Genomic DNA, 20,883 nt, shown 5'->3' with positions numbered 1-20,883 from the left:
ATCAACTACAGCAAGGAGCCTTTTCATGCTTGGACCTCAGTCCTCTCTGGTGATGTACGACGAGGAATACCAGCGAATTCTCGTGCTATTGGAAAAACTGCTGCGCGAATCCAATTCCAAGGTTATTTTCCTGGTCGATAAAAATGGGCAGATGATCGCAGCGACCGGCGAAACCGAAAACCTTGACACCACCAGTTTGGCGTCTCTGACGGCAGGCAATATTGCCGCGACCGGAGGCTTGGCCAAGCTGATCGGCGAAAAGGAATTTTCCATCCTGTTCCACGAGGGGGAAAAGGATAACATCCACATTTCAATAGTCGGTGGTCGTGTCATTCTTGTGGTGATTTTCGATCAGCGCAGTTCTCTTGGTTTGGTTCGCTTGCGGGTGAAGAAAGCCAGCAGCGATCTGGCGGTTGTCTTCGATGACCTGTCGAAGAGGGCGGAAGTGGAAACAGCGTCGGCCGGAGCTGGTGGTGATAGCCCATTCGCCGAAATTACCGACGACGATATCGACAATCTTTTTAACTGATTAAGGCTGCAGGATGTCATTTATCAATTACGCATCACGCGAAATCAACTGTAAGATTGTCTATTACGGTCCTGGCCTCTGCGGCAAGACTACCAATCTGCAGTATATCTATAACAAGACTGCCAACGACGCCAAAGGCAAGATGATCTCGCTGGCAACGGAAACCGAGCGAACCCTGTTCTTCGACTTCCTGCCCCTGGCCCTTGGCGAAATTCGTGGTTTCAAAACCCGTTTCCATCTCTACACGGTACCGGGACAGGTGTTTTACGATGCCTCCCGGAAATTGATCCTGAAAGGAGTCGACGGCGTCGTTTTCGTTGCCGATTCACAGGATGCCCGTCTCGACGCCAACATAGAAAGCCTGGAGAACCTCAAGGATAACCTTGAGGAGCAAGGCTTCGATATCGAGAAAATTCCTTTCGTCATTCAGTACAACAAGCGCGACCTGCCGGATGTGACATCGGTCGAAGAACTGAGTAACCTTCTCAATGAGCGCAAGGTTCCAGAACTGGAAGCCTGCGCGACCACCGGAGAGGGGGTTTTCGAGACCCTGAAAGCCGTCGCCAAGCTGGTTTTGAACGACCTGAAAAAAGGCGGTTAAAAAAACTTGACAGCGGAGAGTCAATCTCCTATATTCCATCTCCGCAACACGCTATTCCCTTTTAGCTCAGTTGGTAGAGCATCTGACTGTTAATCAGATTGTCGCTGGTTCGAGCCCAGCAAAGGGAGCCATACCACACCAAAGGTGGGCACTCGTGACGAGTCGCCCGCCTTTGTTTTTTCCAGTGCGCCCGCCAGAGCAGCATAGCTCCCTGTGATACGAACTTCTTTTCCGTCTACAGTGATATCTTCGATCAGCAATTTAAGATAATTTTTGCCGAAATTTGACGAGCTGTCATGTAGCTTCGCCTTCAGTGCATTGCAGAAGAGCAAAACATTTTCTGGTCCGAGTTGATCGAAATCTGATTCGCTTTCCTTTTTTACTCGGGCTATTTCGGTCAGAATCTCTTGACGTTTGTACTGGTTGTTCTGTGTACGTTGTTTTAGTGTCTCATCGAGAGCGACAAGGCCATTTTCGATCGCTTCGTAGAGTCGGCTGAGAGATTGCTCTACTTGGGCAAGTTCCTTTTTGAGGGAGAGTAGTTCGCCATCATGCTTTGAGCGCGAATTCTTGACCTGCTCTTGAAGCATTCTCAGCATTGCAGCGACCCTTTGAGGAGTGAAAACTTTATCAGAGATTGCATCAAGGATGAGCCTGTCCAAAGTCTCGACCGGTATGCTTGAGCTGTCGCAGGCTTGCTTGTTTCGATTGATCCGCGTTGTGCATTTGTAGTAGCGGTATTTGCCGCCTTTCCCAGTTGCCAGTGTCATTCTCGCACCACAAGAGCACTTGAGAAGACCGGTTAACAGGGTTGGCGAATTGGTGACGCGTGCAGGAGTTTTCTGTGGATCCCTTTCCTTGATAAGGTTTTGCACGCGTTCAAAATCTTCTTTATCGATAAGCAAGGGAACAGGAATCAAAATCCACTGCTCTTTCGGTTTGGGTTTTCTGTTTTTGGAGTCAAATTTATTGAAATAGTACTCGCCTATGTAGGCAGTGTTTTTAAGTATATAGAGGATGGTCGCACTACTCCATTCTTTGCTTCGATGGGTTTCTCCCAGCGTGTTCAGATGACAGGAGATTCCGTAGGCGCCCAGAGTTTTCCCTCTGTGGCCGTTCAAATAAAGGTCGAAGATTTTTTTGACAGTTGGCCCTTCTCTTTCGTCAATCTTCAGCTTTTTCTTTTTACCGTTTTTACCAGGAAGCTCAGTTTCGACTGCACGATAGCCATAAGGTGGTCTCGCTCCATTGAAAAAGCCTTGGCGAGCATTCTCTTGCATACCTCTCAGAGTGTGTTTTCCGTTCTCTTTGCTTTGATATTCGTCAAAGACATTAATAACCCTTCGGATCAGGTCTCCAGTGATGTCATCGTTGGTCGGTTGAGTGATTGAGACAATACTGATTCCTTGTTTGGCCAACTTCTTTTCATAGATACCGAATTCGATGGCTTCACGAAAAAAGCGTGACAGGCTATGGACAATAATTGCGCTAAAGGGTGCTGGATTTACACAAGCATCGGCTATCATCTGTTGAAATACTGGCCGACGGTCATCAGTTGCAGAAGCTCCGGGTTCATTGTACTCAGCAGCGATGGAATGGCCCTGCCACTTGCACCAATCCCTCATCTGGCCCAGTTGATCAGGGATCGAAAGATCCTTTTCGGCCTGCTTTGTAGTTGATACGCGAGCGTATAGTGCAACTATCATTTGTCTAGCACCCAATCTCTAAGAATGTGGTCGTTTTTAAGGGGGGCCTCATAAGAAGAAAGGACGAGACGCAATATCTTCACGGAAAAGGTTTCATCAAGGCTCCGCTGGTCTACATCGATAAGATCGACACCATGTTTGCCCAAATGATGCTTGTAGATGGCATATGTGACTTCATGCTGAAACGGTCCTGAACAGCTGCTTACTATTATGGCGTCATAAGGAACCGTTTCTTCAGTGGCCTCAGAAATCATTTTCTTAAACATTGGGGTGTGATGTTCTGTGTCAGTGTCTTCAGTCTCAATATATTCAGTAGCGACAGAAAAACCCTGTGCCTCGCAAAGGGCCCTCATTCGAGATATTTGGTTAGATGCAAAGGGTTCATTTTCCCTTTGCCTGTCGGGTGATGCATGAGCGTAAAGGGCTACAATCATTTTCTTCTCCATCAGTTTGATTCTTGAAACATATCTTCCAATATGTCTGCTAAGTGTGTCTGAATAAGTCGTATTTCTTCCGGTAGTGGTTTGTCTTGCCATTCGGAATATTCGTTTGCCAATTGGTCACTGTTGCGGCTTGCGCTATCCACTCATGGCGCACCTCCTTCTTCGCATAATCTATTCCTGCCCGTTCCGTCCCATTTTGTTTAAGTCTTTAGCCATTCCGTTGTCGCCGAATTCATCGAGTACTAACTTCCGAAATGCTCGGAATTGACTTTGTGGTAATGATGCTTCAGCGTATTGAAGTACCCGGTTGACTCTTTTATTTATGAGGGTCGCTATCTTGTCTCGATCAAACATGTCTGCTCCTTGGCCCACTTCGAAGTCTTGTCGGGAACCCGTAGTTTTAATTTTTAATTACAGTGTCAGTTTGACAGCTTGATTTTAAAAATGAGTTCCGAAAAAACGTCATTTAGCGCCTTTTTCGATTTTTGTGAGTGGCTGTTGGTGTAGTTTGCCTCCTACCTCGGAAGGATGGCGTGGCCTTTTTGCTCGGACGCCGTATTTCGATTGGCTTAGAGTAATCACCGTTCTTTCGAACCCAGGGGCCACTGGAAAGTCTTGGCTTCCAATCAGCCTCTTTGCCCAAGGCTTCGATAATTCTTAATACGGCGTACCAGTGGTTATTTCGCGTCTTGGGGCTATGGTCCTTGTCGTACACGGACAAATACCAGTGCAGATGGCTGCATTTCAGGTTATAGATGCCGACACCGAATTTCCCATTGATAACCGAGATCACACGCAGACACTCTTTGAGCTGTCGGCCAATGCCTTTCTTACTGCCTTGTAGCCGACTTTTGATAAAGTCTGTGGCTTCACGCTGTGCCCTAGTTGGGCCTATCTCCCACCTCATCGCGCACCTCGCCCGACATAAGGTGCCATGCGCCCACGGCTTCCATGCCCAATCTCCTTAACGATGACATCGCGAGCTTTTCGGTCTTGCTCTTTCGTCGCGGAGAGATTCCCGCGATGGCATGCCGGGGCATCATGGCCAGTCAGTTGTTTATATCGATCGCAGGCGAACGCTGAACGCAGATCGTGGATTTTGCTGAGACCAAATTCCTTCCTAACTTTTCGCCATACCCTTTTCGCCAGCCGCATAAACTCAACCGAACTCATATCAGACGGAATAAGGCTTCCTGTTTCTTTTGAGCTAAAGGCTTGAGCCTGAACCAGCACCTCAATTGCTTGTTCCGTGGCAGGCACCCACCTTTCGATTGTTCGGCCTCTACCGCCTTTTGTCCCTCGACGCACATCGATCTTCCCGTGCTTTTTAGCTTGTCGTAACGCGACACGGAGATCAATAAGGCAGCCCTCCTTGAGCCGCATTCCGAAATGTCTGATCAGCAGAATGAGGACGGCGATTCTCGGGTAGCCGTTCTCGGTGAGGCTCTCTGCTGCCCGATTGACATCATCAAGATTTAGCCCTGCTGGTGCATCCTTGCGGGCAGATTGTCGACGTGCCAGAACCTCCGATGGGTCGAGCCGGACCTTGCGATCGCCGCGGACAGACTCAACGATGATGTTCGCACTGCTAATCAGGTTCCTTGCATAGTTATTGCTGTGTTTTTCCTGCACGCATGTTGCGTAGGCAAGCAACACCTCCACAGACACCCGCATGATATCGTTGATGTTGTGGGCCTTCAGGTACTTCGCAAAATGAGTTAAATGAGCTTTGTGGGTCGCTAAAGTCGCGTAGCACCCTTTGCCGTATCTGTGTTTGAGGGCTTGGAGGCATGCCCATATCAGAGGCGTTCCCCAGCCGTTGTTTTTCTCGCTGCCGCATTTCATTTCCGTTCTCCTTTGTTCAAATTCGTTTTTTCGACGCCTGTTTCCTTTTCTTTCAAGGTCAACTTAATGTTGAGATGGCTACGGCCGATCACGTTGGAGACAGGAGTCTCCCAGGCAGGTCCCCTACGAAGCCTTAACGCCATTGCTCCTATCTAAATAAATAGATAGGCAAGGGAGGCGCGGGCGTCAGTTGTTACAACCAATGCCGAAGCTTCATAATGCGATGACGCATCGCATTGCCAAAGTGTCCGAACCTAACGGTTCCGGGACATAAAGGCAGGATTTTCAAGACGGTGACGCTGCGCCTAATGGGAACGGCAAATGCCGAGAATGTCGCAGCGTCGGATGGGAAGGCAGGAGGGTGGTGACCGAAGGCAACTTATCGCCACCAGTGCGGTCTGTTTATAGTGGCTTGATTCGGACTGTGTCATCTTCCCTGAATCGACCACGTAACTTTCTGTAGCGAGGGGCTCGCAGCAGAAATCTTTTCGGGCGAGAGCTCAGCGTTGATTACTGATGGGGATTCTCGCCGTAGTGCCCAGACGATATAGGTGGGCTATGTAAACCAGAAGTGCGTCGGCTTCTGGTTGTTGGATGCACTTGCATCCATGTTTTAGTGCTGCAGCCCGAACCCATGTGTAGGTCCGGACTGCAGCGTGTTTGGTCGAGTGGTCCTGCCACTCTGAGTTTGAGGCGGTCTAATTCGCCATGAGTTCAGGCTGTTTATTCGGCCAGCTACCTAATCGTTTACTGCGTGAGATGAAACCGTAGGGTCGATGCCCTTGGTCTATGCGGACGATACCGTATCCCCGGCAGCTATGATGGGGACATAATAGCATCCCACTTTTAAGCTCTGCAGATTGAAAAAGCGGCTTTAGGCGCCTTTTTTAAATTTGGTTCACGGGTCGATTTTTGCTAATTTCCATTCCGGGAAAGACGACTTAACCTTCTGAATTATAGTAATTATTTTCTTGCGTACCTATTTTTTTGAGCGGCAAGGGTACGGTTTGGGGGGCTCCCGTAGGCGCTGCCCCACGCCGGCGCGAAAATGGTCAACGCTGAGCTGTGGTTATTGCCGGAATCGATAGTTGTGGAATCGCAGAATGGAATCCATTTGGATTGCAATTGGATTCCACTTTGCCGAGCTGTACTGCGCACAATTGGAAAATGTCCGGAAGTGGAGTCCAGATGGATTCCATTTGAACTCCGGTAGATGCCATTGATGTTATTTGCGAGTTTCAAAGAGGGGCGCCGATGAAATCTGTAGAGAGGAACACAGCCAATATAGAGATGGTAAAACCAATGTGATTTCGCTATGATCGGTAGATTGCTTATCAGTGGGGGGTTGCAATGTCGAAGAAAGACCTGTCTGAGCGCGATATCTGCACCAAGTTCATTCTCCCGGCAGTCCTCTCTTCCGGCTGGGATACCCACACGCAGGTTCGCGAAGAGGTCACATTTACGGCTGGGCGCATCATTGTCCGCGGCAAGCTGCATTCCCGTGGCAAGGCCAAGCGCGCCGATTACGTCCTTTACCACAAACCGAACCAACCTATCGCCATTATCGAGGCGAAAGATAATACTCACAGTATCGGACACGGCATGCAGCAGGCACTCGACTATGCCGAGATCCTCGATGTGCCTTTCGCGTTCAGCTCCAACGGAGATGGATTTCTTTTTCATGATCGTACAGGGCTGTCTGACTCAGTAGAGCAGCAACTCTCTCTCGAACAGTTCCCGTCACCAGCAGACCTTTGGCAACGTTATAAGCAGTGGAAGAAAATAGGGCCTTCGGTTGAAGATGTCGTCGAGCAGCCCTATTATGCCGACGGCAGTGGAAAAGAACCACGTTACTACCAGCGGGTCGCCATTAATCGCACGGTTGAGGCCATAGCCAAGGGGCAAAACCGGCTGCTTTTGGTCATGGCTACCGGAACCGGAAAAACCTATACTGCATTCCAGATCATCTGGCGTCTGTGGAAGTCTCGCACCAAGAAACGCATCCTCTTCCTTGCTGACCGCAATATCCTTGTCGACCAGACCAAGACTAACGACTTCAAACCGTTTGGTCCGGCAATGACCAAGATCGAAAAGCGTCAGGCCGACAAGTCATACGAGATCTACCTGTCTCTCTATCAGGCGGTGACCGGCAACGAGGAAGAAAAAAATATCTACAAGCAGTTCTCCCCAGATTTCTTCGACTTGGTGGTGATCGACGAATGTCATCGTGGCAGCGCCGCCGAAGATTCTGCATGGCGGGAGATTCTCGATTATTTCTCCACTGCCACGCATGTCGGTTTGACTGCAACCCCGAAGGAAACAAAGGACGTTAGCAATATTCACTACTTCGGCGAACCGGTCTACACATATTCCCTTCGGCAGGGAATCGATGATGGCTTCCTCGCTCCCTACAAGGTGGTGCGGATCGATCTCGATAAAGACCTTCAGGGTTGGCGACCTGAATCTGGCCAGGTTGACAGGAGTGGCAACCTAATCCCTGACCGGATCTACAACCTCAAAGATATGGACAGGGAGCTGGTGATGGAGCTGCGCACCCGACTGGTGGCGCAGAAGATCACAGCATTCCTCAAGGCCAGTAACCGTTTCGATAAGACTATCGTCTTTTGTGAAGATATAGATCACGCCGAGCGGATGCGGCAGGAACTGGTCAACGCGAACAAGGATCTCGCCGCAGAAAACAGCAAGTACGTGATGAAAATCACCGGAGATGACAATCTCGGCAAGATGGAGCTCGACAATTTTATCGACCCAGAAAGTCGCTACCCGGTGATTGCAACGACTTCCCGACTGATGAACACGGGGGTTGATGCCCAGACCTGCAAACTGATTGTCCTCGACCAGACCATCAACTCGATGACAACCTTTAAACAGATCATCGGTCGTGGTACCCGTATCAACGAGGATTACGACAAGTATTACTTCACCATCATCGACTTCAAAAAGGCGACAGAGTTATTTGCCGATCCCGATTTTGATGGTGACCCGGTGCAAATCTACGAGCCTGGTCCAGATGACCCTCCTGTTCCACCAGAACCACCAGAAGATGGTGAGCCCCCTGATCATCCTGAACCTCCGCCTATTCCCCCTGGCGACGGGCCAGAGCCTGAGCCGCGCAAGAAATATGTCGTTGGCGATGTTCCTTTTTATGTGGTTGCTGAGCGGGTCCAATACTACGGCCCAGATGGCAAGTTGATTACCGAATCGCTCAAGGACTACACCAAAAAGACTGTAGCAAAGGAATTTAAGACTCTGCGTGACTTTATCCGTCACTGGAGTGAGGCAGATAAGAAACAGGCAGTTATTGATGAACTCGCAGAAGAGGGAATCCTCTGGGATGCCCTGGCAGATGAGGTCGGAAAGGACTTCGGACCTTTCGATTTGATTTGCCATGTTGCTTTCGACCAGCCGCCACTGACAAGGCGCGAACGTGCGGAGAATGTCCGCAAACGAAATTACTTTGCAAAGTACGGCGAGCAGGCCAAAGCGGTATTAGACGCGTTGCTCGATAAGTATGCCGATGAGGGCGTGGAAAGCATCGAAGATCTCAAGGTGCTACGTGTTCAGCCGCTCGACAGATTCGGTACGCCGATTGAGATCGTTCGGCAATTTGGCGGCCGTAAACAGTTTGAACTTGCTCTACGTGAGCTCGAACAACAACTCTATGGAACCGCAGGATAAGGAGTAACTTTCCAATATGTCAGTATCCACCACCATCAAATCCATCCAGGACATTATGCGCAAGGACGCCGGGGTTGACGGCGATGCGCAGCGGATTGGCCAGCTTGTCTGGATGTTCTTTCTGAAAATTTTCGATGATCAGGAGCAGGAGCTGGAACTCCTCTCCGACGAATACAGCTCTCCCATCCCCGAGCAACTGCGCTGGCGCAATTGGGCTGCCGATAGCGAAGGAATTACCGGCGACGAACTGCTCGACTTTATCAACAACGACCTGTTCAAGAGCCTCAAGGAGCTGGAGCTGAACGCCGGAACCAACGGGCGCGGCCTGGTGGTGCGCTCGGTATTCGAGGATGCCTACAACTACATGAAGAACGGCACCCTCATCCGTCAGGTGGTCAACAAGATCAACGAGATCGACTTCAACCGCTCCACCGACCGCCATACTTTCGGCGACATCTACGAGCAGATCCTCAAGGACTTGCAGAGCGCGGGCAACGCCGGGGAGTTCTACACTCCGCGTGCCGTCACCCAGTTCATGGTCGACATGGTCGATCCGAAACTCGGTGAGAAGCTCCTCGATCCGGCCTGCGGCACCGGCGGCTTCCTCTCCTGTTCCATCGAACATGTACGCGGCAATTACGTGAAGACCGCTGAGGATGAGCAGCTTTTGCAGAAATCGGTCTTCGGCGTTGAGAAAAAAGCTCTGCCGCATCTGCTCTGCACCACCAACATGCTGCTGCACGGTGTCGAAGTGCCGTCCAACATCCGTCACGACAACACCCTGTCGCGCCCCCTACGTGATTATGGCCCCAAGGATCGAGTTGATGTGGTGGTCACCAACCCTCCGTTCGGTGGCACCGAAGAGGACGGCATCGAGGCCAATTTCCCGGCCAGCTTCCGTACCCGTGAAACCGCCGACCTGTTCCTGGTGCTGATCATGCACCTGCTCAAAACTGGTGGTCGTGCCGCCATCGTTCTGCCCGACGGCACCCTGTTCGGTGAAGGCGTCAAGACCCGTATCAAAGAAAAGCTGCTCGAAGATTGCAACCTGCACACCGTGGTACGTCTGCCCAACGGTGTATTCAACCCCTACACCGGCATCAAGACCAACCTGCTGTTCTTCACCAAGGGGGAGCCGACCAAGGAGGTCTGGTACTACGAGCACCCCTATCCCGAAGGGTACAAGAGCTACTCCAAGACCAAGCCGATGCGCATCGAAGAGTTCGCGCCCGAGAAGGCATGGTGGCAGAACCGGGTGGAGAGCGAGCAGGCGTGGAAGGTTTCGGTCGAACAGATCAAGGTCAACGGCTACAACCTCGATATCAAGAACCCCAACACCGTCGAGGCTGACCACGGCGATCCCGAAGAGCTGCTGGCCGAGTATAAAACACTGCTCGCCAGTGTTTCCGAGACTCGTGAAAAGCTGAAGCAGGAGTTGATGGATGCGTTGGAGCGGGCTACCGATGCGGCGGGGGAGTCGGCATGACCGCCGAGACGTTCTTTGCCAATTTTGGACATCTGGTCGATGCGCCCAACGGGGTGCAAAAGCTGCGGGAGTTGATTCTTCAGCTTGCGGTGCAGGGGAAGCTAGTGCCGCAAGATCCGAGCGATGAGCCTGCTTCTGTTTTGCTGGAGAAAATTAAGATTGCAAAAGAAAGACTTGTAACTGAGGGAAGAATAAAGCCACCCAAGACTCTACCTCCTATCTCCGAGGATGGTATCCCTTTCGAGCTTCCAAGGGCATGGGAGTGGTGCAGATTTGGTGCGCTGGGGTTGATTGGCTCAAGCAGTCGAGTTCATAAAAAAGATTGGAAAAGCAAGGGGGTCCCTTTTCTTAGGGCGAGAGAGATAGTCAAACTCTCACAGTTCGGAACTGTGAATAATGAGCTTTTTATTTCTGAGGAATTGTTTCAGGAGTTGTCAAATGGTGGATTAGTGCCAGAAGAAAACGACCTGATGATCACTGGGGTTGGAACGATTGGCATCCCGTATATAGTCAAAAACTCAGACAGATTTTACTTCAAGGACGCGAGCGTTCTGATTTTTAAAAACCACTATGGTTTATATTCTCGGTTCCTAAGTTGTCTTCTGAGGACTCCATATTGGATTGATACGATTCATAAAGAAAGCATGGGGACCACGGTTCATACGCTGACAATTTCGAGGGCAAATGAAGTTCCGATCCCTCTCCCACCCCTCGAAGAACAAAAACGCATAGTCGCCAAGGTCGACCAACTCATGGCCCTGTGCGACGAACTCGAAGATCGCCAGCAAATGCAGCAGCAGGGGCGGGTGCGCCTCAACAACGCCGCCCTCGACGCACTGCTCACCGCCCGCGAACCCGACGAATTCGCCGACCACTGGCAGCGCATCAGCACCAACTTCGACCTGCTCTACGACCACCCCGAAACCATCGCCAAACTCCGCGCAGCCATCCTCCAGCTCGCAGTTCAGGGCAAGCTCGTCCCCCAAGATCCCAACGATGAGCCTGCTTCGGTTTTGCTGAAAAGGATTAAGGCTGAAAAGGAGAGGCTGGTTAAGGAGAAGGCTATTAAGAAGGACAAAACGCTTCCTGAGGTTGAGGGTCTTCTGCATCCAGTTCCAGATGGTTGGGTATGGTCACGTTTTCAGGATGTGACGTTGCTAGTTACAGATGGGGAGCATTCGACGCCTCCGAGAGTTGCTTCAGGAGTGCCTTTGGCAACAGCAAAAAATATAAGGGATGGGTATGTTGATCTGCGAGTCACGGATTTTGTATCCGAAGAAACAGCAGAAAAATGTTGGAGAAGGTGCTACCCGAGACATGATGATATTTTGATGGTGTGTGTCGGAGCGACCACTGGTCGTTTGACTGTAATCAAAGACCCTGAAGACTTCGTTTTAGTCAGGAGTGTTGCTTTAATCCGCCCGTTTACTCCAGGGATTTTGCCTGAGTACCTATCGGTTTTGCTTCGTAGCCCTGTTGGGCAAAATCAAATTTGGGGCAATGTTAAACAGTCTGCACAGCCATGCTTATATATTGGCAAAATTAAAGCGATAGAGGTGCCAGTCCCCTCTACCTCGGAGCAAAAACGCATCGTTGCCAAGGTTGATCAACTTATGTCCCTTTGCGACGAACTCGAAGTTAAGCTCAACCAAACCGAGCAGCACAGCGAAAAACTTTTGGAAGCTACCGTTCGGCAGCTTTTGGTGGCGTGATGCTTGAAACAATCGCTTCTTTATTTGCTGTGATTGGGGGCATATACGCTTTTTGGCGATGGGTAACTAGAAAATCAGCCGAATCATTAGTCGGGCAAAATCAACAAGAAGAACAGCCCAAAACTAGTGAAGTGTTTTCTCTGGTTGAACGATTTGTGCAGATATACAAGTCACATGGCATAGAGCGAACCCAGATTCCAAGGTTTCTCGGAGAGGAGGGCGGGCTTTCGCTTGTCGACGTTAGTACCGACGAAAAGTTGCTCCAAGCTCTCAACGAAAAATTGCTGCAAACAACTTGTGACAGTTTTGGTGTTCAGCGGGACTGGTTGGATGGTAAGGATGTGCCAATATACCCCTATCTCGGTCACAACGACGACTTGTCAAGCTATATAGATTTTTTGCTTGAGCTGAAAAAGTCAGGTGTTGCTATTCAAGGATTCGCGATTAAACGACCAGAAGACAAATTGCAGAAAAGTATCGAGTCACACGGCCCTTGTGATTGTTTTTTTATCGCTCTTTTGTTCAGGGTGGAACTCGATCATTGGGGCGACTGCTGCCAAGATTCTATCTGGCGCTACTACCCACTAGGAGACCAGATTTACTGGGGCTACGAACGCACGCGAATGCAGCTTAAGGCCAAAACGCTAATCGCGCACATGCTCGGCATCTACTTCAAAGGCTGTGTCATGGAGGCCGATGAGATTGAGGCAATTATGGAAGGGCAGATTTTTCCTGGGCCCCTGATGGAACATCGCTCTCATGTCGGCTGGTATCCAGAAGATTACATTTTTACTGCAGCAGAAAGCCGCTCGGTTGCTGATTCTGAAGAAGCATTGAAGGTGCGTAACTGGTATTCGCGCAAGGGGTGGCGTGAAAAGCTTGAAGCGATTATCGGCCCAATAGAGGACAACACACCGCTCAAAGACGGAAAGATAAATCCACATTGGCATGATTCAAGGGATGAGATGGTTTATTGACGCAACAGATGTAGGCATGGCGGATATCTGTCGTCTCTGTTGTCTGTATGTTAAGTCGGTGAAATGTAATGAATAAAAGCCTAGCAAGCGATCGAATTATTCCTTTAGGACCTGGCCTCCCAGCGATCCCAGAGAGGCTATTGCTGGCTCACGCTAGAGGTGAGGTCCTTTTTATTGCGGGTGCCGGTATCTCGCGGCCAACGTTACCTGATTTTAGAGATTTAGTGCTTCAGGTGTATAGTATTCTAGATCAAGCAGTTCACGCAGTTATCTCCATCATCCCTTCCAATGCTCCCGATTGTTATCAGCCAGATCTTTCGACTTTAAATGAAGGCCAATCAGCAGAGGTGAGGAGGTTTGTTCAAAAAGATTATGATGTCGTTTTGGGTTTACTTGAACGTCGGATTGATAATGACCCGCACGCAAAAAGCAAGGTCAGGCAAGCGGTAAGAACTCTACTCCTTACTAAAGGCTCGAAGCCAAGTCCGGTTCATCGATCGCTTATGCGCTTGTCTGATCGTGGTGGGGCTGTGGCAATCGCAACGACCAACTTCGATCTTCTGTTGGAAAAAGCCTCGCGTAATCAAGGTCAGAAAGTTGAAACATATACCCTCGGAGGAATCCCAAGGCCTGGGCGTAGAGAGGACTTCTCCGGAGTTTTACATATCCACGGTGCATTGGATTCTGATCCATCCCGAAATGTGGACTTGATACTTACTGATCAGGATTTTGGCGAGTTCTATTTGAGAAGACGGGTCGTGCCAGATTTTATTTATGATGTCGCACGCCTCTACCATATCGTTTTGGTCGGGTACAGTGCCAACGACCCTCCCATGCGCTATCTTCTCAATGCTGTAGCCGCTGACGGAAAGAGATTTGATGACTTGAAAGAGCGCTTCACTTTCATTGGGGGAAGTGTTCCACCCGATAGTGTTGAAATGGCTGACTGGAAAGGGAGAGGCATTACGCCTATTCCGTATGACGATTCTAACGGGCACAAGGCTCTGGCAGACGCCCTGGAAGTCTGGGCAAAATTCTCAGCAATCAATGGCAAACAAGTCAACATTGCAGCCGCAATCAAGAGAATAATCAGGAAAAAACCGAGTGCGGTGCCTGACAATGAGCGAGATTTGGTGGAGCATTTTATTCGTAGAGGAAGTCAGGCAGAGCGAGAGCGAATTACGAATTTAATTTCTGATCAAAAGCCTCATGTCGATTGGTTAACTGTCATAGAGGCTGTTTTGAAAGAAAAGCGTAAGGGTGCGAGAAAATGAGACATGAGTGGTGGTCATTAAGTGCTTCCGAGCGGGAGGTCTACCATGCTTCATTTCGTTTTCTTGGGGAACGCCTTGAGGAAGCGGAGACGATTCAGTGGGCGCTGAGTCTTGGGCCCAACGAAAAGGCAAAGAGACTCGCCATCATTGATCTGATTAGAAAAAGGCGAACGAATAAGCTGTCTAGGCCTTGGCTGGAAACATGGCATTTGATAATTGAAAATTGGAGCCGGCCGGCGGTTGAGAGAAATGGCCACACTGAAGTTTATCAAGTCAGTGAGAGATTAAAGTCTGAGGAGTATACAAAGGGGGTTGTGTCAGCAATCGTCGAGCTGGTTACACCGAGTTTGAGAATCAGGATGCTTACTGAGGTTCGCGGCGGGCGGCGTAAAGGACTAAGAAAGGTAAGAAGTATAGAAGACTTGATCTCCTGCACGTTGACGAGTGGGCGCCTCATTGAGGTTGATGAACTAAAGCTTGGAGAGATAGGTGACAAGGGGTTTTTGCTCTCATTGGCATCTGGGCTTGATGACCTAATCATTTCCAGTTTGGATCTTGCGCGACGCGTCGGCTGGGACGGTGAGCACAATTACTGGATTATTGGCCAGATGCACCGGGCCTATTATGTTTATGAGAAGAATGAGAATGGGCGAGAGCACGAGCCGGATGAGTTTGCTGACGGGATTGTGCCCGCAGTGAAACTGCTTTATGAAGTTTTGGCTCGACTTGCGGATGTCGATTTGGCTAGCGCAATTTGTTTTGTTGCCCGATGGAAGGCTGGGGGTTCACAGATTCATTTACGTCTACTGGCTGCGTTATATCGAGATAGCAGGCTGGCTTCCGAAGATAGGTTAAATACATTCTTGATGCAGTTGGACGATCTTCAATTTTGGAACCTAGAGAATTATCCAGAGGTGGCAGAACTTAGGGCAAAGCGTTTCAATGATCTCGGCGATGAAACGAAGGTCACTATTCTTAAGAGGATAAAAAAGGGGCCACCTAGATCAAACTACCATCGATCGATGGATAAAAATCAGTTTCAGAAAGCTCGTAAATACTGCGCTGCAAGAGAAATGAAGCGCATACAACTCGCGGGGGGGGGGCTTCCTGAGAAAGTAACAAGCTGGCTATCATCACGCCTAACCGAACACCCAGAGCTTAAGGAAATGAATACGATCGATGCAGATTTTCCTGAAGGTGTCAAAACACAATGGGTTGCCCCTCGGCCAGATCCACGTTTCGATTCAATCGCAGGCGAAGAGCGATTGAGCTTGCTAGAAGCTGGGATGAATAAAAGAAGAAGTTGGTTTGAGGATGAAGGAAATGCGAGCGACTGGATTCAAGCTCCTGAGAATAGTTTTAAACTCATTTCTGACTTTGAATCGCTAGATGATGCTGGGTCGAAATATCCAAAAATATGGGAAAAATTTGGGTGGGCTCACGCTCCGGCAGAAAGTAGTGGTAACAATGATGATCGAGACAACCTTTCTGAAGTATCGCGAGTCATTGGCCTCCTCAAAAAGTTAGAGAACGACGCTGTGGTTGAGGCAATAGGTGGTATCTCCAGTTGGCTGAATCGGTGGAGTAAGCTGCTCGGACCTGCTACAGACTGGATTGCAGTTTGGCGTAAAATTTGGCCTTATGCAGTTGCAGCAACAAATGCTGTAGAGGGAAAGGATGAAGTAGATCTAGAAACTACTGGTGGAGTGGTTGAAAACAAGGAACCTCTTAGATTGGACACGCTAAACACTCCCGCTGGTAAGCTGATCTGGGTTTTTCTTATGGCTCTAAATGAGGAGGAGGCACCCTTTGCCGCCGAACAACCATTGAGACAAATAAGAAATGACATTTTTTCATCCAGTGAACGATCTTTATTGATTGCTCAACACTGTTGCGTGGAATTCTTGGATTATTTTTTAACCTCTGATCGAGAATGGGCTGAGGAACACTTGGTCAAACCTATAAAAGCCCAAGACTCTAAATCGGTAGTGCTTTGGGGAGCAATCTCCCGCAGAATGCGCCGAAAAGAAGCTCTGTCAATCATTGGTGATGAAATGATTTCAAGAACACTGGATATGAGGTTGGGACGTGAGGTCCGCAGCAGGTTTCTTGATAACATGGTGGTAAGTTGCCTCCATGCTTATTGGCGAGAGGAAGAGGCTCCTGTTCATCGATCCAAGGTCCAACAGATGATCAGATCGGTTGAAGACGAAGTTAGAGTAAGTGGAGCAGAGATCTTGCAAAGATTTTTACGAGACTCAGCTAACCCTACCAAGAATACCGAAATGCCAACGCCCAGCCTAGAAGAACTTTATTCTAGAGCGGTAAGACCTTTTTTGATGGAAGTGTGGCCACAGGAAAGATCCTTGGCTACTCCTGGTGTCAGTCAAGCTTTTGCTGACTTGCCAATTTCAACGGGAAATCAGTTTGCTGATGCCGTAGGAGTGATCGAGAGATTTCTTGTTCCTTTTGATTGTTGGTCTCTTGGGGACTACGGTTTTTATCGCGCGGGTCGAGATGAGCTCGCCCTAGAGTTAATTGATTCAGCAGATAAGGCCGAGGCTTTCTTAAGGCTTCTCGATCGAACGATAGGTGCTCATGAGGGGGCAATCGTTCCCCATGAGCTAACGTATGCTATTGAGAAAATACGGCAAATAAGTCCTCGGCTTTCAGGGCAACAAGCTTTCAGGAGGCTGGAGGCCGCTACGAGAAGATAGCTTAGGTTTTTTAGGCCCGTTGTCACCTAGTTTTTTGGACTTTACTCGTCAGGAAGGGAATCATGCCAATCAATCACGCCGTCTGGAAAATCGGAGCAAGTCCCCAACCGTTAGCGGAGGTTTCTCTGGAGAGTGAAGCATTACTGGAGAAGATGATTGTCGCCGATCCCAGCATTCTCTCTCCTCATTGGCTGCTGATTGGTCGACAGGTCAGAACAGAATATGGTGGAATCGTCGACCTTCTCGCAGTCAACCAGGATGGCCAACTCATCGTCATCGAGTTGAAACGTAATCAGACCCCGCGTGAGGTGGTTGCGCAGGCCCTTGATTATGCGTCTTGGGTGAGGGATTTAACCTCGGATGAGATCGCTCATGTCTACGACCGCTTTTCCGGTGGCGGAGCGCTGGACGCAGCATTCCAGCAAATGTTCAACCAAGTACTCGATGAGGAGCAGCTGAACGGTTCTCACCAGATTGTCGTTGTTGCATCTTCTCTCGATCCCAGCACGGAACGGATCGTCAATTACCTCAACGAAATGGATGTCGCCATCAACGTTATTTTCTTCCAGGTCTTTCAAGATGAGGATAGACAGTATCTCAGTCGCGCCTGGTTGATTGATCCCTTTGAAACGGAAATCCGAGCTACCTCAGTGCAGGTTGGTAAGCGTGGAGAGTGGAACGGTGAATTCTATGTCTCCTTCGGACACAGTTCGGAGCGTGATTGGTCCGAAGCTATGAAGTACGGTTTCATCTGTGCCGGAGGTGGGCTCTGGTTCTCTCGAACATTGTCACAGTTGTCTCCGGGCGACCGAGTCTGGGTTAATGTTCCAGGGACGGGGTATGTTGGTGTCGGTAAGGTCACAGGTCAATCGGTCAGAGCTACTGAGTTTCAGGTCGAAATCAATGGAGAGAGAAAACCTTTTCTCGAAATTGCTCAGGCAGGTTACCACCGACAATTTGCAGATGATGAAGAGAAAAGCGAATATTTCGTGCCAGTAGAATGGTTGACAACTAGGCCACTCAACCAAGCGATCTCCGAAGTCGGTTTTTTCGGCAATCAGAACTCAGCCTGCAAGCCACGCACGACGAAATGGAACCACACTGTTGAGAGGCTAAAGAAAGTATTGTCGATTGATGTTTGATTGTGGGGAGTTCCAAGAATGAACATCCTTCATCCGTATAACCTTCTCGGAATAATCTATAGTCCGAGTACGACATTGAGTACTTTGTCTTACCCGGACCACAAACATTTACAGATCTTGTCGTCTCAGTACGACAAGGTTAACTGACTGAAATAAAAGACTTTTTCGTAGTTTTCTGCTTGACATTTCTTTTCGCTTTCGATATTATCCCGACCATGCAAAACAGATTTTGAAAAAGGCAAACCTAGGGCAACCTAGGGACGCAAAGCCACGGGTCCTTCATGGACAGCCGGGTTGCCAGGTGGTGAATACAAAAGCGCCCACTTCGGCATGGAGTGGGCGCTTTTGTATTTTCTAGATGCAGTGTCAGAAAAGGAATAAATAACAGATTTTTCGCGCATAAAAAGCAAGCGGCCCGAAACTGCGCCAACAGTAAACGAGCCGATTTGCCGATTGGAACGTACCAGAGCCTGCATCATAACGATAATGCTATCGTGCTGCAAGGAGTTTCCGATCAATGCGCCTCTCGAAAGGAGGCAGATCATGGTTAAGACTTAGAAAAATTCTTATTGGCTATGTTTTTTGTTCTGAAAACTCAATAAAAACAGGAAGTTAAGATATGAAAGCTTGCAAGGTTCTGGATGGGCCAGATGTAGATTTTGATGATTTACTAGACCGTTTACCTGAAATAAAGGAAAAAGCCGAAGAAATTATCGCAACAAGGCTGGTAAATCCCTCTTTCGCGAAAGAAATTCAGTTATATGCAGAAAAGTTTTATGATGCGATTTTTCTCGCTCCCGGAGAACTGATGAGCACCCTTGGTCATCAGGCAATTATGGATTTATTAAATGTCTTCGCAAAATTGAAGTGTGTGACTTTCCCCTTTTGCGCGTACGATTATCTGGATCAGCTTGAAGACGAATTGACCGTTTACCGTCCTCACTCTGATAGTGCAAATTCTGAGCAGGATAGCCTTTATTGGTATCTTCAGCCTGATTTTGCAGTGCAGAAATGTAGTCCAGACAACGGAAGCTTATTGTTGGTGGGAACCATTTGTAAGGATGACGTTTTAGCGGTTTCTCCAATGTTGCAGGAGGTCGTTCTGGCCCCCGGAGTGGTTTCAGGTATAAAGACGATTAACGGTTAAATGTATTTATGTGAGTTTCTGCTGTGGACTGAAGTGAAATACAGGTCAGTTCACAGCAGAATTTTTTTCTGCATTTCATCCAGAACTCGATAGACACTGCTCAAACCTATTCCAAGCTCTTTTGCTATTTGCGCTTTTTGCATTCCCTGGTTCAATAATCTAATGATATCTTGGCTTTTTTCCCGCGCAGTTGGCTTGCGTCCTTTGTACTTGCCGGCGGCTTTTGCTTTTTCAATCCCTTCGCGCTGCCTTTCTAGCATCAGTTCACGTTCAAATTCAGCAATAGCTCCGAGCATGGTCAGCATCAGCTTTCCGGTCGGCGTAGCCGTATCGAGGTTGATGTTCAGAACTTTGAACGCGATGTTCTGCTGTTTTAGCTCATCGACGATATCCAGCAAGTGTTTGGTGGAGCGGGCGATGCGGTCCATCTTTGTGCAAATGACTGTGTCTCCCTCACGGACATAGCCGAGCAGGGCGTTGAGCTGTGCCCGGTCCAACTTTGACCCAGAAACTTTTTCCGAAAATATCTTCTCGCACCCAGCCGCATTTAATTGTCCGACTTGGACATCGAGAGATTGGTCTGCGGTACTCACCCGCGCATATCCGACAATCGCCATTGTTGAACTTTCTCCTTGTGGTCTAGATTCTGTGGCAATTTCTTCTCAAAAACGAGATTCAAACTCTAGAGAGAAGAAGAGTAGGGGGATTATCATTTCTTGCTAGCCCTCGGCCTATTGGAAACCCCCGTCACCATTGTCTTCCTCATGCTTGAGCTTTTGCACGAGAGTACTTATTTGATCGGCACCCATGGCCTCAAACCGCGTGAGTTTGTTTTCGGCCGTAATCCGGCGTTCTCTTTCGTCATCAAGTCTTTGTTTGATCATATCCAGTTCGCTTGTTAATTCCTGTTGTCGAGCTTGTGCGTACTCCCAGCGTGCCTTGGCTGTTTCATGCTGTTTTTCAAGTTCGTGGAGCAACGCCTGTGTTGTTTCTGCTTTCTCCTGGAGAGATCTGTTCTGTTCGTTGAGGGACTGCACGGTTTGATCACTTTGCCCGGCTAAAAGATGCGCTTTAGCGAGCTCCGACTGACAGGCCGATAACTTGTTCTGCAGATCCTGTTTTTCCTGATTTGCACAGTTCAGTTGACCAGAGATAACCTCAATCTTCTGTTCTGCAGCGACCAGATTTTTTTCCATGACCCGCGACAGCTCTTCGGCCTTAAGTTCCGCATTCGCAATATCACGCTCAAGAACATCTATTTTGTCTTCTGCAACGGTCAAGTCTTCAAAGATCTCCAGATTGTCCGACTGCGAATTTCTTAACGCTCTTTCCAGATCGCCTGTCGCCCCAGTAACAACCCGGTGCAATTCATCAATCAAGGTGTTACGCAGTTCGTCACTAATCGTGTAATTAAGCGTTCTTTCTTTGAGCTGGTGTTCCATAAATTGTCGGATTAACGGCCCGACAGTCGATGAGCTTCCACCGACCCGAGCCACAACTTTTCTTGTCGTTATCTCTTCACCGTCTTTTGCCAGTTCACGACAAGCTGTCCAGACTGACTCTTTTGTTGCAACCTGCTTCATGTTTTTCCTCCAAGAGACTGTA

General features: G+C 48.9%; 16 protein-coding genes, 1 tRNA gene and 1 riboswitch. Of the genes, 11 read left to right on the top strand and 6 right to left on the bottom strand.

Annotated elements, in window-relative coordinates:
- The first annotated feature begins 25 nt into the window (after positions 1–25).
- The 3 genes from BUB13_RS14290 (at position 26) to BUB13_RS14280 (ending at position 1,261) form a co-directional block, all read left to right on the top strand.
- The gene (locus BUB13_RS14290; RefSeq protein WP_072909453.1) at positions 26–529 is read left to right on the top strand and encodes a roadblock/LC7 domain-containing protein; all 504 of its coding nucleotides are present in this window, start codon (positions 26–28) and stop codon (positions 527–529) included.
- A gap of 13 nt (positions 530–542) precedes the next feature.
- Entirely contained in the window at positions 543–1,130 is a 588-nt protein-coding gene (locus BUB13_RS14285; protein WP_072909452.1) for a GTP-binding protein, read from the top strand.
- Between the two features lie 55 nt (positions 1,131–1,185).
- Positions 1,186–1,261: transfer RNA gene (locus BUB13_RS14280), tRNA-Asn, on the top strand.
- Here the strand turns inward: BUB13_RS14280 and BUB13_RS19540 are convergent.
- The 4 genes from BUB13_RS19540 to BUB13_RS14255 form a co-directional block, all read right to left on the bottom strand.
- Entirely contained in the window at positions 1,220–2,836 is a 1,617-nt protein-coding gene (locus tag BUB13_RS19540) for a recombinase family protein (protein ID WP_072909503.1), read from the bottom strand. The two genes, BUB13_RS14280 and BUB13_RS19540, sit on opposite strands and share 42 nt — an antisense overlap.
- Entirely contained in the window at positions 2,833–3,372 is a 540-nt protein-coding gene (locus BUB13_RS14270; protein ID WP_084092165.1) for a recombinase family protein, read from the bottom strand. Before BUB13_RS14270 ends, BUB13_RS19540 begins: the two co-directional genes overlap by 4 nt.
- Before the next feature lie 78 nt (positions 3,373–3,450).
- The gene (locus BUB13_RS14265; protein WP_072909450.1) at positions 3,451–3,633 is read right to left on the bottom strand and encodes a hypothetical protein; all 183 of its coding nucleotides are present in this window, start codon (positions 3,631–3,633) and stop codon (positions 3,451–3,453) included.
- A 549-nt stretch (positions 3,634–4,182) separates the two neighbouring features.
- Positions 4,183–5,124 (bottom strand): integrase domain-containing protein, encoded by a 942-nt coding sequence (locus BUB13_RS14255; protein WP_072909448.1) that lies wholly within the window; start codon positions 5,122–5,124, stop codon positions 4,183–4,185.
- 1,350 nt (positions 5,125–6,474) lie between these two features.
- Here BUB13_RS14255 and hsdR point away from each other — a divergent pair.
- The 8 genes from hsdR (at position 6,475) to BUB13_RS14215 (ending at position 19,278) form a co-directional block, all read left to right on the top strand.
- The gene (hsdR, locus tag BUB13_RS14250; protein ID WP_072909447.1) at positions 6,475–8,823 is read left to right on the top strand and encodes an EcoAI/FtnUII family type I restriction enzme subunit R; all 2,349 of its coding nucleotides are present in this window, start codon (positions 6,475–6,477) and stop codon (positions 8,821–8,823) included.
- Between the two features lie 16 nt (positions 8,824–8,839).
- A complete protein-coding gene (locus tag BUB13_RS14245; protein ID WP_072909446.1) occupies positions 8,840–10,309 on the top strand; it encodes a type I restriction-modification system subunit M in 1,470 nt (489 codons plus the stop codon).
- Positions 10,306–12,021 (top strand): restriction endonuclease subunit S, encoded by a 1,716-nt coding sequence (locus BUB13_RS14240; RefSeq protein ID WP_072909445.1) that lies wholly within the window; start codon positions 10,306–10,308, stop codon positions 12,019–12,021. Before BUB13_RS14245 ends, BUB13_RS14240 begins: the two co-directional genes overlap by 4 nt.
- On the top strand, positions 12,021–12,998 hold the full coding sequence (locus tag BUB13_RS14235; protein WP_072909444.1) for a hypothetical protein: 978 nt from the start codon (positions 12,021–12,023) through the stop codon (positions 12,996–12,998). Before BUB13_RS14240 ends, BUB13_RS14235 begins: the two co-directional genes overlap by 1 nt.
- 68 nt (positions 12,999–13,066) lie before the next feature.
- The gene (locus BUB13_RS14230; RefSeq protein WP_072909443.1) at positions 13,067–14,272 is read left to right on the top strand and encodes an SIR2 family protein; all 1,206 of its coding nucleotides are present in this window, start codon (positions 13,067–13,069) and stop codon (positions 14,270–14,272) included.
- Positions 14,269–16,989: a hypothetical protein gene (locus tag BUB13_RS14225; RefSeq protein ID WP_072909442.1), complete on the top strand. Its 2,721-nt coding sequence runs from the start codon at positions 14,269–14,271 to the stop codon at positions 16,987–16,989. The genes BUB13_RS14230 and BUB13_RS14225 overlap by 4 nt, the downstream gene beginning before the upstream one ends.
- Before the next feature lie 62 nt (positions 16,990–17,051).
- Positions 17,052–18,131: an endonuclease NucS domain-containing protein gene (locus BUB13_RS14220; protein ID WP_072909441.1), complete on the top strand. Its 1,080-nt coding sequence runs from the start codon at positions 17,052–17,054 to the stop codon at positions 18,129–18,131.
- 227 nt (positions 18,132–18,358) lie between these two features.
- Positions 18,359–18,433, top strand: a riboswitch (cyclic di-GMP riboswitch).
- 317 nt (positions 18,434–18,750) lie between these two features.
- Complete coding sequence (locus BUB13_RS14215; protein ID WP_072909440.1) at positions 18,751–19,278, top strand: hypothetical protein; 528 nt, start codon at positions 18,751–18,753, stop codon at positions 19,276–19,278.
- A 50-nt stretch (positions 19,279–19,328) separates the two neighbouring features.
- Here BUB13_RS14215 and BUB13_RS14210 read toward each other — a convergent pair whose 3' ends face one another.
- Positions 19,329–19,895 (bottom strand): recombinase family protein, encoded by a 567-nt coding sequence (locus tag BUB13_RS14210; protein ID WP_072909439.1) that lies wholly within the window; start codon positions 19,893–19,895, stop codon positions 19,329–19,331.
- A 114-nt stretch (positions 19,896–20,009) separates the two neighbouring features.
- A complete protein-coding gene (locus BUB13_RS14205; protein WP_072909438.1) occupies positions 20,010–20,861 on the bottom strand; it encodes a DNA-binding protein in 852 nt (283 codons plus the stop codon).
- Positions 20,862–20,883 lie beyond the last annotated feature (22 nt).

Origin of the sequence: Malonomonas rubra DSM 5091 (assembly GCF_900142125.1) — a bacterium.
Classification (GTDB): Bacteria; Desulfobacterota; Desulfuromonadia; order Desulfuromonadales; family Geopsychrobacteraceae; genus Malonomonas; species Malonomonas rubra.
This window is presented reverse-complemented; position numbering and strand designations above follow the sequence as displayed.